The sequence below is a fragment of the Marinobacter sp. W-8 genome (genome assembly GCF_044342215.1).
Taxonomy (GTDB): Bacteria; Pseudomonadota; Gammaproteobacteria; order Pseudomonadales; family Oleiphilaceae; genus Marinobacter; species Marinobacter nauticus.
The window spans coordinates 2,043,748-2,057,882 of sequence record NZ_CP172297.1; the positions used below are offsets into that span (position 1 = coordinate 2,043,748).

Consider the following 14,135-nt stretch of genomic DNA (forward strand, 5'->3'; position numbering starts at 1 on the left):
CCATGATCAACGACCTTCGTCCGCCGGCAATGGAACCGGCGGAGCTGATATGGCGAGACGGAGTGCCTGAATCAGCGCGCTTTGGCGACGTTTACTTCAGCAGAGATGACGGTCTGGCCGAAACCCGTTACGTGTTCATCGAAAGAAATGGACTACCCGGGCGCTTCGCCGAACTCGACAGGAACAGCCACTTTGTGATCGCCGAGGCAGGCTTCGGAACCGGGCTCAACTTCCTGGCGACCTGGGCCGAGTGGCTGGCTCAACGACCTGACGATAAAGACCACGCAATTCTTCACTTCATCTCGGTGGAACGTTACCCCCTGTCTCTGGCCGATCTGGAAAAGGCCCTGGAGAGCTGGCCGGGGCTGCAGCCCCTGGCTCGGGAGCTGATTGAGAACTACCCACCGCTGATCAAAGGAACGCACCGCCTGGTACTTGGCTGCGGCGCTATCAGGCTTACCCTCTGTTTTGGCGATGTACTGGACGCCTGGAACGAACTGGAATTCGTGGCCGACGCCTGGTTCCTTGATGGGTTTGCGCCGTCGCTGAACCCGGACATGTGGCTCGAAAAAGCCATTCATCAGATTCGGGCTCACAGCCAACCAGGCACCACCCTGGCCACCTTCACCTCGGTCGGCAGGGTTCGTCGTGCGCTGGCAGATGAAGGCTTCGAGATGGCGAAAGTTCCCGGCTTCGGTCGCAAGCGGGAAATGCTGACCGGCAGACTGCCAACCTCGGAAGAGGTCTCTGCCCCCACTGTCGGAACTGACCCCATCGTCATCATTGGTGCCGGGATCGCCGGTGCCGCTCTAGCCCGCAATCTGGCAGAACGGGGCGTTCCGGTAGTGCTTATCGACCAGGCCAATGGCCCCGGCGCGGGCGCCTCCGGCAATGACCAGGGGGCTTTGTATGTAAAACTCGGTGTCGAGTACAATGACCAGACAGAGCTCGCAGCCACCGCACTTTCCTTCAGTCAACGCTTCTACCAACGCTGGCAGGGCCACTTCTGGCACCCAAGCGGGTTGCTGCAGCTCGCAGCCACTGACCAGGAGCAGGATCGCCAAAAGCGGTTTCTGGAACGCAGCAGCTACCCCGAAAACCTGCTGGGTGCCGTATCACCCACAGAAGCTAGTCGTATTGCCGGCATACCTGTCCAGTGCGAAGCGCTATGGTTTCCGGGTTCCGGGTGGCTACAACCGGCCCGAGCGTGCAAAACGCTGATTGAACACCCGCTCATCCGCACGATTTTCGGGTTCAAGGCCGATACGCTGAGCTGGGCAGACAACCACTGGGTCATTCAGGCCAGTGACGGAAGATCTCTCAGAGCCGCAAAGGTTGTGGTTGCTGCCGGCCATGAAAGCACTGCCCTCGCGCCTGTACCTGAGGGCCAGTCGCTGCGCCTCAAGCCCATTCGCGGACAGGTCACGCGTATACCCGCAGACGACTGCCAGCTTCCAGATGTAGTCATTTGTGGCACCAAATACCTGAACCCCGCTTATGACGGCAGTGCCATAACCGGTGCCACATTTGATCTTCGCGACGATAACCCCGAACCAACGCCCAAGGGGCATCAGGAAAACCTGGACCAACTTCGGGAACTGCTGCCCTCCCTAAACATCTCAGAGCACATACAGGCAGAACATCTTCAGGGGCGCGTGGGATTTCGCTGTACCACACACGACTATCAGCCGGTGGCAGGTCCGTGCCCCGGCAACAATGAGATATCCCGGACCGGCGTGTATCTGCTCACCGGTTTTGGCAGCAAAGGCCTGGTATGGGCTCCGCTGCTGGCGGAATATCTGGCCGACCGGATCTGCCAGCAACCGGCCTGCCTGAATACCCGGCTCGCCCGTCGTGTGGAAACGGGACGCCTTTACCGGAACCAACTAACCGTATAGTAATAAACTCGAGCTATAGCGAACGGTCCGGCGGCCGATAAACCGTCATAAGGTGGCAGTAGAGGGGGAAATCCCCCGGAGAGGTGGAAGCATGTCCATTTTCGTCAGTGAACCCGGACGTCCGATCGGGACCCGGTTACCCGAAGCGTTCCGAAGTCGCCGGGTGGGCGATGTCACCGAGCTGTCGGAGTCTGCGGGCATTTCTGCCGAACATAGCGAGGCTACCGATGCCGAGTTCCAGCAGGCAGTGCACAGCGGCGGCGGTGGTAGCAGCTTCCGCGCACTTCAGGAGTATGGTGCCGCTGCCGCCGGCGAACGTCGGGAGGAAAGGGTTTACCTGCCCGTCGCCGACATCAGCTCGCCAGCGCAGTTTTCGGTTCCTGCTTCTGCCACCGTCGCAGAGGCGCTGGAGACCATGGAAGAACACGGCGTTCACCATCTGGTCGTGCTCTCGGATAACAATGTCGCAGGCCTGATCGACCTGCGATGGCTTCTTTCGTGGATTCACGAGAACAGTTCGGAAGCTTTGAACCAAAGCCTGATTCACATTGAACTACCGGCTTTTCTGACTGCATCTCCCGAAACCGACGCCCATCAACTAGCACGCCTGATGCTTGCTCACCGGTTGAATGCAGCCCTGGTCATCAATGCTGCCGGACAAACCGCCGGCGTGGTCACCAGCACTGACTACCTGAAGCTCTATGCCAATGCGGGCCGACAGGAAGGGGCGGTCTGACCCACCCCGGACCTGCAACCCGGAGGATTACGGCGTTATCGGTGTCAGTAACTCACCTTCCGGGCTGAAAACAAGCAGCATCCTTTCGCCATTTCGGTTCACCAACGCCACCACTTCATCGTCGCGGTAATTCTCCAGATCGAGAATGTCCAGACCTTCGAATGCCAGTTGCCTACGCCAGTTGCGGAAGGCTATGTCAGATTCGGATGTATCCACTCTCGCCAGGATACTCTCTGTGCCCGTCACCGGCGCCGCCTGGCCTTCAACAAAGCTCCCGTTGGTGTTGCCCGACACCACAATATCACCGTCAAACCGGACACCACGGGTCAGGAATTCGTTGGATAGATCACCCGCATCATCAACGGTGTACGCGCTCAGAGGTTCGCCTGAAGTATTGAATCCCAAAACAAAGCCGGCCCGATTATCCAGCCGCGTGCGAATAATCTCATCCTCCGCATTTTCGGTACCGGCATCCTCTGGCTGCGCTTCACGGAATCGGTAGCTATAGGGCGCGTCGCCGACCAGCACCACCCCGGCACCACCATACAGACCGTCCCCGAGCGATTCAGAGCTGTCTTCACCCACCTGATACACGGTCGGTGACTCTCCGGTGTTGCCATTGAAGAAATACGGGCCAACATTTCCGAGGCCATCAAGCGTCATTGGCGACGCCCCGAACAGCAGAGCCAGCGAGCCTTGTGAGCTACCACCGACCACGGTCTCATCACCTGATGAGCCAACCTGCCGTGTCCAGGCCAGGGTCGGCTCCAGAGCCCCTGCGTTCTCCGCCGTATCAATGCGGGCCAGGAAACTGTCGGTGCCGCCCTGGTAGGCATCGGTATTCCAGGCACCGCGGGTTTCGCCGCCCACCAACACATAGCCAGTGGTGCCGTTAATGCCCACCCATCGCACCGAATCGTCCGCCGGCGTGCCAATTCTGAAGATATTGTTTCCGATCCAGCTCGGAAGATAGTTCCCCGAAGCACCGTCATAATGAAACAGGGCCGTTACCACATCAGACCCGCCAACGGGAGCACCCGGTTCTGCCTGGTCAGAGCTGAAAGCAACGGCAATTTCATAACGATTCACACGGTTATTGTTTTCAGTGACCGTTCGTACACCAACGTCCAGGAATACGTCTGAAGGTTGCAGCGTTATCGCCGGGTCTGTCACCTCAACAATCTGCAGCTCCGTACCCGCCTGGTCATAAATGCGGACCTGGACCTGATTGTTCCCGGGAAGGTAACCAGCAACAAACACCCGGCCCTCATGGCCCAGCGACACATCCGTTGCCATAAAGCCATCATTCCAGGCCAGCGGTGCGATCAGGCGGTTCAGGTTCACCCTCATAAGCGTTTCAGAAGCGCCCCTGGCATACCCTGCCCGGCCAGCCTGGTAACTGACATCTACGCCGATGGGTGCTGCGTTGTCGTCCAATTCATCCTGTAGATTGTTATAGGCAAGCGCACGCACACCAAAGATGATTTCATCCTGCTCCAGCGGGAATACCAGCTCTTCTATTTCGTCATAGTCGTCCTGTGCATTCTTCTGAACAATCTCGAAGGTTTCGTCCTCGGCAACGCCGGTCAGTGCACCAATCCTTGCCAGTTTGGCTCTGAATAGGGTTTTACGGTCACCCGTAAGAATGGCTCGATACTCGCGAGTCGTCTCGGTATTGATCGTATCGCGGCTGCCGCCATTGACGGTTTCAATGCTGAGTAGCGGCTCATTGTCCTCGATGGAAATGTTGGCCTTGACCTCAACACTGCCGTTGCCCAGGGAGGCAATGCCCTGGCGAACCTCGGTCAGTACCATCGTCGCGACTTCTGTTGGCTCGGGAATCAGGTCGTCGACCACTTCAAAGGGAATGTAGCACTCGGTAATACCGGGCTTCAGCGTCACAACACCACTGGTTACCGTATCACCAGTCATGTCGTATTCGATGTACTCGAGAGGATTACCTTCTTTATCAACCGGATGATTCAGTTCCTCACTCAGCGCAATAAGGTCTTCACCGATGATGACTGTACCTGTGTTGGCACGACTGTATCTGCAATCCTGATGTTCAGGGGGAGGATCATTTTCAGGGTTGTCACAGGCGGTTGGGTCAAACTCCGAACGGAGCTCAAAGGCGATTTTAACTTCAGTTACAGACGGTTGATCCAGAGCGATTTTTGCGTAGGCACGTTTGGTGGGATAGGTAACCGGCTCAGTTCCATCCGGCGCGCCTTCATCATCGAACTTCTGGAGATCATAAGAGTAAGTGCCGGCATCCAGCTCAGGCACCGCACACCGCTCATCCGACTCATCTTCAGACGCCTGACTTTCACCTTCTTTCAGGTTGGCTCCGTCGAGGGTAACTACGTTCCGCTTGACTTCAATATCAAACGGCTGAAAACCCGCCATGCGGCCGTCCGTGGTGACTATCTCGATATTCTCGGTCTGGCCAAGATCAGCTTCACCCCGGTTGCCGCCGGATAGCCCAGGCACACCGCGCATGATAATACCCTGACGGGCCTTATTGCTGGTGTCTTCCAGCGCAAGCCAGGAGGGTGCATTGGTCAGGGAGTAATCGAGAATGCTTTCGCCGCCATAGGCGCCCCAGTTGTAGTAATACTCCACCCCCAGATAGGCGGTGGTTGGCGGCGCCCCCAACAAGGTGGGCTGGTCAGGATCTTTTTCGGTCTTGCAGCCGGTCGCTGCCAGGGCAATCAGGGCAACACCAAGGAGGCGGCCCGAGGCGGTTGAGCGGGAGAACAAATCGGCGCGCATGCAAAAATCCGTTTCATGACGTTATTGTTATGGCCGTGCCCGGGTGCCTGGCACCCGGTTTACACACCGTTACAGATCAACGCCATGGTAGCCAATTTGAATCCGGAGCGATCTGCGCGAGTTCTCAGATTCTTTGGCCAGCTGCCCTCAGACCTCCAGACCATGCTCCCGTAGCAGGTTGGCCAGCCCTTCCTCGTCCAACACCGGCACCCCCAACTGCTCAGCCTTGGCCAGTTTGGAGCCGGCGGCCTCGCCTGCGACAACGCAGGCGGTTTTTTTGGAGACACTACCAGCAACCTTGGCACCGAGCTGCTCAAGCTTCTCCTTGGCCTGATCCCGTGTCATGCCTGAGAGAGTGCCGGTCAATACCCAGGTCTGGCCATTGAGGGGCTGTTCATCCGCCGGAAGCACCTGCTCTTCCTGCCAGGTGACACCTGCCTCTTTCAGAGCCGCCAGTGTTTCCTGATTGTGGGGCTGATCAAAGAAGCTCCGGATATGACCGGCCACAATCGGCCCGACGTCAGGTACCGTCTGCAGAGTCTCCTCATCCGCTTCGGAAATCGCTTCCAACGTGCCGAAATGAGCTGCCAGCCCCTTGGCGGTCGCCTCACCCACTTCACGAATACCAAGTGCATAAAGGAACCGCCAAAGCACCGGTTCACGGGAGCGATCGATGGCGGCAATCAGCTTTGCCGCAGATTTGTCGCCCATACGCTCCAGGCTGGCAATCTGGAATTTCGTCAGGCGATAAAGATCCGCCACGGTGCTGACCATGCCCTCGTCTACCAACACCTCGATCAGCCGGTCCCCAAGGCCCTCAATATCCATGGCCTTCCGGGAGGCATAATGCCGGATTGCTTCCTTGCGCTGAGCCGGGCAGTACAGACCGCCGGAACACCGGGCAACGGCTTCCCCTTCAATCTGGACTATATCTGAGCCACAGACCGGGCAATGCTCTGGCATTTCAACCATCGGCGCCTCGGCCGGGCGCTTTTCTGGCACGACCTTCACCACCTGCGGGATAACGTCTCCGGCCCGGCGAATGAACACTGTGTCGCCGATATGAACATCCAGGCGCCGGATCTCGTCCATGTTGTGCAGGGTCGCATTTGATACTGTGACGCCGCCGACAAACACCGGTTTCAGCCGGGCTACCGGTGTTACCGCTCCGGTTCGGCCCACCTGGAATTCCACATCTTCAATAACCGTCAGCTCTTCCTGGGCCGGAAACTTGTGGGCGATCGCCCAGCGCGGCGCGCGGGAAACGAACCCCAGCTCCTGCTGGAAATCCAGACGGTTTACCTTGAACACAATGCCGTCGATTTCGTAGGGCAGGCTGTCGCGCTTGCCCATTAGTTCGTTGTAGGCATCCAAGCAGGCTTCCACGCCCTCGGCCTTGCGCATTTCCGGATTAATCCGGAAGCCCCATCCCCGGACAAGCTGCAGGCTGTCCCAATGGGTTTCCGGCAGTACAGTTTCATCGGTCACCGCCATACTGTAGGCACACAGCTCCAACGGACGCTTGGCGGTTACGGTCGACTTCTTCTGGCGCAAGCTTCCGGCGGCAGCGTTGCGGGGATTCACAAAGGTCTTCTCGCCCTGCTCTGCCAGCCGCTCGTTGAGCTTCTCGAAACCGGCACGGGGCATGTAAACCTCGCCCCGAACTTCAACAAGATCCGGGTATCCCGAGCCGCGCAGTTTGAGGGGTACCGACGGAATCGTGCGGATATTGGCGGTGATATCCTCGCCGGTATAGCCGTCACCCCGGGTAGCGGCGCGGGTTAAGCTGCCGTTTTCGTAGTGCAGACTGACGGCAAGACCATCAAGCTTGGGCTCACAGACATACTCAATGGCGCCGTCCTCACCCAGTCGGTCTCGAACCCGACGATCAAAATCCCGCAGTTCATCCTCACTGAAGGCATTATCCAGCGACAGCATCGGCAGGCGGTGGGTGACTTCCTCGAAACTGGTCTCAGCACTGCTGCCTACCCGACGGGTGGGTGAATCCTCAGTCGCCAGTTCCGGGTGTTCAGCTTCCAGCTTCTGCAATTCCCGAAACAACCGATCGTACTCGGCATCGGGAATTCGGGGGTCGTCCAGAACGTAGTAATAGTAATTGTGGTCTTCGAGGGTAGCGCGCAGAGAATCCACGCGCTTCCGGATAGTTTCGGGAACGTTAGTCATCGGGTCTGGGGTCCGGACGGGCTATTAGGCTCGCTGGGAGCGCTGCTTGCGTTCAAACTCACGAATGCGCTGGCGACAGTGCTCAATGGTTTGCGGTGTCATGACACTTCGACGCTCGTCTTTCAGTTCACCACCGAGGTTTCGCACCACACACTGGGCGGTTTCAAGCATGAACTCGAAGGCCTGCAAGGCATTGGTGGGCCCTGGCAGGCTCATGAAGAAACTGATACCGGGGGTGCTAAGCCCGGCCATGTCCTGAGGGCGAAAGGTGCCCGGCTCCACGGCGTTGGCCACGCTGAATTGTACAGGCGTGGTGGTGTCCTCGGATTCATGGCGGTGGTAGATGTCCATATCGCCATGCTCCAGGCCGCAGGCCTCAAAAAGGCTCTTGAGCTTGCTGCCCTGGAACTGCTCACCGCTGCGAGCCAATACATTGATCACCAGCACTTCCCTGGCCTCCGGGCGATTGGCTCCAGCCAGGGGCTGATTCTTGCGCGGTTTCCCAGGCGTTCGCCGGGCGGTATCTTCCTCAACTTCGGTGGTAGCCACCGGCGGCTCTTCCGCTCTGGGTTCGGCTTTGGCCTTTTCAGGCCGGGCGGGCCTGGTTTTCGGTTTATCCGCTTCTGGTTCCGGAGTGCTGGTCACCTCGGGCTCCGGGGACTCGGGTTCTTCTATTCCCGGTTTCATAACCCTCGGCGGACCCAGGATGCCATCATCTTCATCCCCATCTCGGGCGCTCCAGCCGGATTCCGGGGTAACATCGTCTTCTTCATCGGCACTTACGGGGGCGGACATATCGCGCTTCAGATAGCCCCGATCTTCCAATGTCGAGCGGGAAACCGTGCGAGCACCACCGTTTGGCAATTCCGGGTTGAAGTCATCATCCAGCGGGGAATCCTTGAGTTCGTCAGCCCCCATACCGGACGAAATGGCCATGGATTCCTTCCGGGCACGCCGCATACGGCGCACACCGTCAATCACAATTCCAATAATAACCAGGGTACCTATGGCAATTAACCATTCCCTAAGTGACATAATGCTGCTGTCCTGTTTGCAGTTTGGAACGTTGCTACTCTAAGAAAAGCCCGTAATGAATACAACGCACACCGGGCCCAGATGGCGTTATTGTCATGGTTGGCGAGCATTTCACCAACCTTTGCGCGCATCAGGCCTCAGCCAGCGCGGCGGCCTCATCCACATCAACAGATACCAGCCGCGAGCAGCCGGGTTCGTGCATGGTGACCCCCATTAACTGATCCGCCATCTCCATGGCGATCTTGTTATGGGTAATGTAGATGAACTGAACCTGTTTCGACATCTCCTTAACCATATTCGCGTAGCGACCCACGTTGGCGTCGTCCAGCGGCGCGTCCACTTCGTCCAGCATACAGAACGGAGCGGGATTGAGCTGGAAAATCGAGAACACAAGCGCGATGGCTGTCAGCGCCTTCTCACCCCCCGACAACAGGTGGATGGTGCTGTTCTTCTTGCCCGGCGGCCTGGCCATGATGGCCACGCCAGTCTCCAGCAAGTCTTCCCCGGTCAACTCGAGATAGGCATTGCCACCACCGAATACTTTCGGGAAAAGGGCCTGCAGGCCGCCATTCACCTGATCAAACGTCTCTTTGAAGCGCTGCCGGGTTTCCCGATCAATCTTCCGGATAGCATTGTCCAGGGTTTCCAGCGCTTCCATCAGGTCGTTGTGCTGCTCGTCCAGGTAGGTCTTTCGTTCGCTTTGTACCTGATACTCTTCAATGGCCGCGAGGTTAATTGCTCCCAGACGCTGGATACGGTTACCGATTTTCTCCAGCTCTTCGGCCCAGACCTTTTCTTCAGCATCCTCTGGCAGCTGTTCGAGCACTTCCTGGAGCTTAACGTCGAGTTCCTTGAGCTGCTCAATATGGTTGCCGGAGCGAATTTCCAGGGCCTGGGATTCCATCTTCAGTTTTTCCAGCCGAGCCCGGATTTCCTGAACCTGATGCTCGGTTCGGCTCCGCCCCTGTTCGCGATCACGAACCTGTCGATCAATCTCTTCCAGGGCATCCCGGGCGGCACTGAGCTTTTCTTCTTCGGCCAGTCGTCGTTCCAGCAACCCTTCAAGTTGCAACTGGAGATCCTCAATAGGCTCCTCGGCACTTTCGCGGGATTCCCTGAGTACATCCAGCCGCTCTTCCAGACGCTCTTTCTGCATCTGCATCCGGTCGATGGTTTGCTGCAGTCCGTCGCGCTGGCTCTGGAGGGTCTGCAACTGTAGTTGCAGTTGATGAGCGTGATCACGGTCATGCCGGGCTTCCTGGCGCAGGCGGTCCAGTGTTTCCCTCAGGGAATCCCGTTGCTCCAGCAACTGCTCTTTCTCTTCCTCACTGTCCTCGCTGGATGCGAGTGCAATATCCCACTCTTCACGGGCTTCCTGGAGGTTGGCCTGCTGCTCTTCCAACGCCAGACCCACATCCGCAATGTCTTCCCTGATCCGCGTCAGCCGGGCGTCAATCTGCTCTGCCCTGGCTTTCAGACCACTGGCACGGGAAGCCAGAGCCCCAAGCTCCCGCTCAACGTCGCTGTGGCGGGCTTGAGCCTCGTCCCGTTCAGTTTCGGCACGCTCCGCCTTCTCCTGGAGATGCTCAAGCTGCTCGGTTGCCTGCTCCAGCCTGGTTTCTGCGTCCGCCAGCTTTGCCTGCAATTCCGTTACCTTTTTCTGACGCTCAATCACACCCACCTGAGCGGCATCGGAGTCAGGCATCAGCAACCAGTCACGAGAAAGCCAGACACCGTCCCGGGTGATGATGCTCTCGCCAGGCGCCAGACCAGATCGGTTGGCCATGGCTTCAGAAAGGGTATCGGCAGCCTGAACCGAAGAAAGCAGCTGGCTGATCGCCCCGACACCACTCACCTTGGCCGCCAGGCCACGGGTTTCGGAGGCAACGGCACGGTCACTGACCGCCGCGAAACCTTTGGGGGCCGATTCCAGCGCCGTAGCCAGTTGATCGAATTCCGGCAATGTCAGGCCCTGAGTGAAGCGGCCGATGACCTGCTCGACGGCAAACTCCCAGCCGTCCTCAATCGACAATTTCGCAGCAAGTCGCGGCGCGTCGGTCAGCCCCTGATCGGCCAGCCACGATTGCAGGGCATCGTCGCCGGCCCCCATTTGTTCGTCCAGAAGTGCCTGCTGGGACTCCATCGTGGCTTTGAGGCTCTGCACCGTCTGGCGATATTCAGATGAACTCTGTTCGGCTTCGCGCAAAGCCTGTCGGCTCGAATACACCTGATCCTGCAGTTGCTGAATACGCTCCGCGGTTTCTTCCCTTTTCAGTTCCAGGGTTTCCTGTTCTTCCAGAAGCTGCTCGAGCTCCGAGCGATCCAATTGTCCGTCCAGCAGCACCTGCTCATCGCGCAATTTCTGTTGTCGGGTTTTCAGCTGTTCGATGGCGTCTTCAAGAGAGCGAATTCGGGATTGCGCCAGTTCGGCCTGCCGGCGGGCATCCGATGAACGGGTACTGAACTCATCCCAGCGGTGCTGCCAGTCACTCATGGCCTCTTCTGCCTGCTGGAGCTTCTCGGCCGACTCCTCTGAACGTATCGCCAATACCTCCTGCTCAGGCTCGATCATGTCGAGCTCTTCCCGTAGCGTGGCCAGCTTTTCTTCATCCTGTTCCAGTTCGCGGCCTAATTCGCGCTCGTTGGCCATGGCCTGATCCAGCTCTGCCGCAGTCTGTCGGCTGCGCTCGCGCTGGTGCTCCAGACTTTGCTCAATACGGGCAATGTCGGCCCCGGCCTCATAGTACCGGGCCTGAGCCCGGTTAAAGTGCTCGGTCCGTTCATGGTGGTCTTCCCGGAGCGATTCCAGCGAAGTTTCCAGGTTCACCCTTTCGGTCAGGAACTTCTCAAGTTCCAGCTCGGTATCGCGGATTTTTCCGCGCCAGGTCTGAAGATCGTCATCAAGGGCTTTCCAGCGCAACACCGTTAGCTCGGCTTTCTTTTCGCGCTCTTCCTGTTTATAGGCTTTGTATTTTTCCGCGGCTGCAGCCTGACGTTCCAGGTGCTGCAGTTGACGTCCAAGCTCTTCGCGGAGGTCTGTCAGCCGCTCCAGGTTCTCCTGGGTGCGGCGAATACGGTTCTCCGTTTCCCGCCTCCGTTCCTTGTACTTGGAAATGCCCGCAGCTTCCTCGATGTATACCCGCAATTCCTCGGGTTTCGCTTCAATCAGCCGGGAAATCATGCCCTGCTCGATAATGGCGTAACTGCGCGGCCCGAGACCGGTGCCAAGGAACAGATCGGTAATGTCACGACGACGGCATTTGGAGCCATTCAGGAAATACTCGGATTGCCCTTCCCGGGATACCCGGCGTTTTACCGAAATCTCGTTGAACTTCACAAACTCGCCGGGCGCCGATCCGTCACTGTTGTCAAAAACAAGTTCAATCGACGCCTGTCCCACCGGCTTGCGGGCACTGGAACCGTTGAAGATAACGTCGGTCATCGATTCGCCACGCAGGTACTTCGCGGAACTTTCACCCATTACCCAGCGAACGGCATCGATAATATTGGACTTGCCACAGCCGTTAGGGCCCACCACCGCGGTCATGTTGGAGGGGAAAGGCACCGTAGTGGGATCAACGAAGGATTTGAATCCCGCGAGCTTGATGGACTTCAGCCGCATATCAGGCGGTCTCCTCCGTGAGAATACTCAGAACCTGGTGGCGCTGATGCTCGCCAAAGTCCTGAATAACCCGTTGCAGACGCTCGGAATCACCCTCAACGGCAGCATCGGCCAGACGACGGAAGAAGGTACCGGTTTCTGCGATCTCACTCCGGAAATGTTCCAGCGCCACATAGTAGGTCCGGCTGATGGCGGGACGGAAGTTTTCGAGGGTTTCCTCAAGAAAGGGATTGTCAACCAGACGGTAGGCATACTGCATGACCCCGAACCCCGCTTCAATGACCCGCTCTGCGGCATCGGGCGCATTCGAGTTCAGGGCATCAATAACCGCCTGCATTTCATTAACCTGCCCCATCATGCCGCCGAGCTGTTCACCTGGCCAACGCTCCAGCACCTTGCGAGCCAACATGCACAACAGATCGATGTAAATATCGTAAAGGGCATTCACCGAGTCTATCGTCAGCTCCGACACCACCGCCCCGCGCCGGGGATAGATCTCAACCAGATGACGCCGCTCCAGAATCAGCAGAGCCTCACGCACGGAGCCGCGGCTGACATTCAGATCGCCGGCGACCTTGAGCTCCTGAATTCGCTCTCCCGGCTTGAGATCGCGAACAACAATGCGCTGCCCCAGATGCTGGGCAATCTGTTCGGATAGGCTTTCCGGTGCCTGAAATCTCATAAATCGACAGCTCGCTTGGTACATTCAAGCGCAGGAGTTTATCACAGGCTTTTGGCAGCCCCACCCCTTTGTCCGACATTTCGATTGCACGTCTTCAGAACCGGCAACCCGCTGCCGGAATTTTGACAACCAGGCAAATATTATCTGCCAGTTTATGGAATCGACTTTAATAGGAGGCACTTTTCTGTTGTTTTTATTGGCTTTTTATCTTATGGCATTTTTTCTGCTTATTGGTACAGCAAATCACTTTGTCACCAGCAGAGCGTCCTACTGTGAAAAACCTGACATCGATCCGGCCAAACACTTCCCGCCCCGCGCGGCTTGCCGCTTTGAAGCAGTCGTTCCAGGACTGGAACAACACCTCCGATGTCATGGCCCGGCTGGCCAGACGCCTGAGCACCACTCTCTCCCTCGAGGCGCAACTGTCGATTCTGGCGGAGGAGATGACAGACATGGTGCCTTTCGACTCACTCAATTACCGGCACCGCATCGCCCGTCAGGACTTTGTTTTTTCCACTGGCATGGGCGGACCCCATCGCTGCGAATACCGTCTCTCTCTGGAAGGTCACCAGTATGGCACTCTGACGTTACACCGTCGCCAGCGATTCAGCGATGAGGAACTGACGGGTATCGAGATGATGCTCTCCGGTGCGATCTGCCATATTCGCAATGCCTGCCAGTTCATTGCCATCGAACAGACCGCACTGACGGATTCCCTGACTGGCATTGGCAACAAACGGGCACTGGACGAGGCGCTCCAGCGCGCCAGCGCCATGGCGGACAGACACGGCGCCCCCTGGAGCTTGATCCTGTGCGATCTGGATCACTTCAAACTGATTAACGACAACCACGGCCACGTGGTTGGCGACCACATTCTCGCTCGCACCGCAGAAAAGCTTGAGCAGGCCCTGCGTAATTCCGACACGGTCTATCGCTTTGGTGGTGAGGAGTTTGCCATTCTCCTGCCTCATACCAACGAGCAGGAAGCCCGTGACGTAGCAGATCGGATTCGGGGTGCCATTGAAAGCATTCGAGTGGACGGTGGTGAAACACCTTTGACGGTTACCGCGAGTTGCGGTGTGGCGATGCATCTAACGGATGAACAGCCCGAGCAATGGCTTGCCCGGGCCGACGAAGCACTCTACCGGGCCAAGGCGGCCGGCAGAAACTGCACGCGGGTATTCGCAAGTATTTCCTGAAAGAGGC

General features: G+C 57.8%; 8 protein-coding genes. 3 read left to right on the forward strand and 5 right to left on the reverse strand.

Annotated elements, in window-relative coordinates; translation table 11 throughout:
* Positions 1–2 precede the first annotated feature (2 nt).
* Both mnmC and ACF8YQ_RS09560 read left to right on the forward strand, forming a co-directional pair.
* Entirely contained in the window at positions 3–1,898 is a 1,896-nt protein-coding gene (gene mnmC / locus ACF8YQ_RS09555) for a bifunctional tRNA (5-methylaminomethyl-2-thiouridine)(34)-methyltransferase MnmD/FAD-dependent 5-carboxymethylaminomethyl-2-thiouridine(34) oxidoreductase MnmC (protein WP_396621242.1), read from the forward strand.
* A gap of 91 nt (positions 1,899–1,989) precedes the next feature.
* Positions 1,990–2,634 (forward strand): CBS domain-containing protein, encoded by a 645-nt coding sequence (locus ACF8YQ_RS09560; RefSeq protein ID WP_396621243.1) that lies wholly within the window; start codon positions 1,990–1,992, stop codon positions 2,632–2,634.
* A gap of 27 nt (positions 2,635–2,661) precedes the next feature.
* Here ACF8YQ_RS09560 and ACF8YQ_RS09565 read toward each other — a convergent pair whose 3' ends face one another.
* The 5 genes from ACF8YQ_RS09565 to ACF8YQ_RS09585 all read right to left on the reverse strand — a co-directional run bounded on the left by ACF8YQ_RS09565 (position 2,662) and on the right by ACF8YQ_RS09585 (position 12,929).
* The gene (locus ACF8YQ_RS09565) at positions 2,662–5,406 is read right to left on the reverse strand and encodes a hypothetical protein (protein WP_396621244.1); all 2,745 of its coding nucleotides are present in this window, start codon (positions 5,404–5,406) and stop codon (positions 2,662–2,664) included.
* A gap of 147 nt (positions 5,407–5,553) precedes the next feature.
* The gene (gene ligA, locus ACF8YQ_RS09570) at positions 5,554–7,590 is read right to left on the reverse strand and encodes an NAD-dependent DNA ligase LigA (RefSeq protein ID WP_396621245.1); all 2,037 of its coding nucleotides are present in this window, start codon (positions 7,588–7,590) and stop codon (positions 5,554–5,556) included.
* Positions 7,591–7,614: 24 nt separating this feature from the next.
* Positions 7,615–8,625, reverse strand: coding sequence for a cell division protein ZipA (gene zipA / locus ACF8YQ_RS09575; RefSeq protein WP_396621246.1), 1,011 nt, complete (start codon positions 8,623–8,625; stop codon positions 7,615–7,617).
* A 130-nt stretch (positions 8,626–8,755) separates the two neighbouring features.
* Positions 8,756–12,247 (reverse strand): chromosome segregation protein SMC, encoded by a 3,492-nt coding sequence (gene smc / locus ACF8YQ_RS09580; RefSeq protein ID WP_396621247.1) that lies wholly within the window; start codon positions 12,245–12,247, stop codon positions 8,756–8,758.
* Between the two features lies 1 nt (position 12,248).
* Complete coding sequence (locus ACF8YQ_RS09585) at positions 12,249–12,929, reverse strand: GntR family transcriptional regulator (RefSeq protein WP_023008224.1); 681 nt, start codon at positions 12,927–12,929, stop codon at positions 12,249–12,251.
* Positions 12,930–13,201: 272 nt separating this feature from the next.
* Here ACF8YQ_RS09585 and ACF8YQ_RS09590 point away from each other — a divergent pair, with 272 nt between their 5' ends.
* Entirely contained in the window at positions 13,202–14,128 is a 927-nt protein-coding gene (locus tag ACF8YQ_RS09590; protein WP_396621248.1) for a GGDEF domain-containing protein, read from the forward strand.
* Positions 14,129–14,135 lie beyond the last annotated feature (7 nt).

Coding starts and splice junctions, on each gene's coding strand:
- mnmC (WP_396621242.1), top strand. CDS start 3: ATGATCAACGACCTTCGTCCGCCGGCAATGGAACCGGCGGAGCTGATA.
- ACF8YQ_RS09560 (WP_396621243.1), top strand. CDS start 1,990: ATGTCCATTTTCGTCAGTGAACCCGGACGTCCGATCGGGACCCGGTTA.
- ACF8YQ_RS09565 (WP_396621244.1), bottom strand. CDS start 5,406: ATGCGCGCCGATTTGTTCTCCCGCTCAACCGCCTCGGGCCGCCTCCTT.
- ligA (WP_396621245.1), bottom strand. CDS start 7,590: ATGACTAACGTTCCCGAAACTATCCGGAAGCGCGTGGATTCTCTGCGC.
- zipA (WP_396621246.1), bottom strand. CDS start 8,625: ATGTCACTTAGGGAATGGTTAATTGCCATAGGTACCCTGGTTATTATT.
- smc (WP_396621247.1), bottom strand. CDS start 12,247: ATGCGGCTGAAGTCCATCAAGCTCGCGGGATTCAAATCCTTCGTTGAT.
- ACF8YQ_RS09585 (WP_023008224.1), bottom strand. CDS start 12,929: ATGAGATTTCAGGCACCGGAAAGCCTATCCGAACAGATTGCCCAGCAT.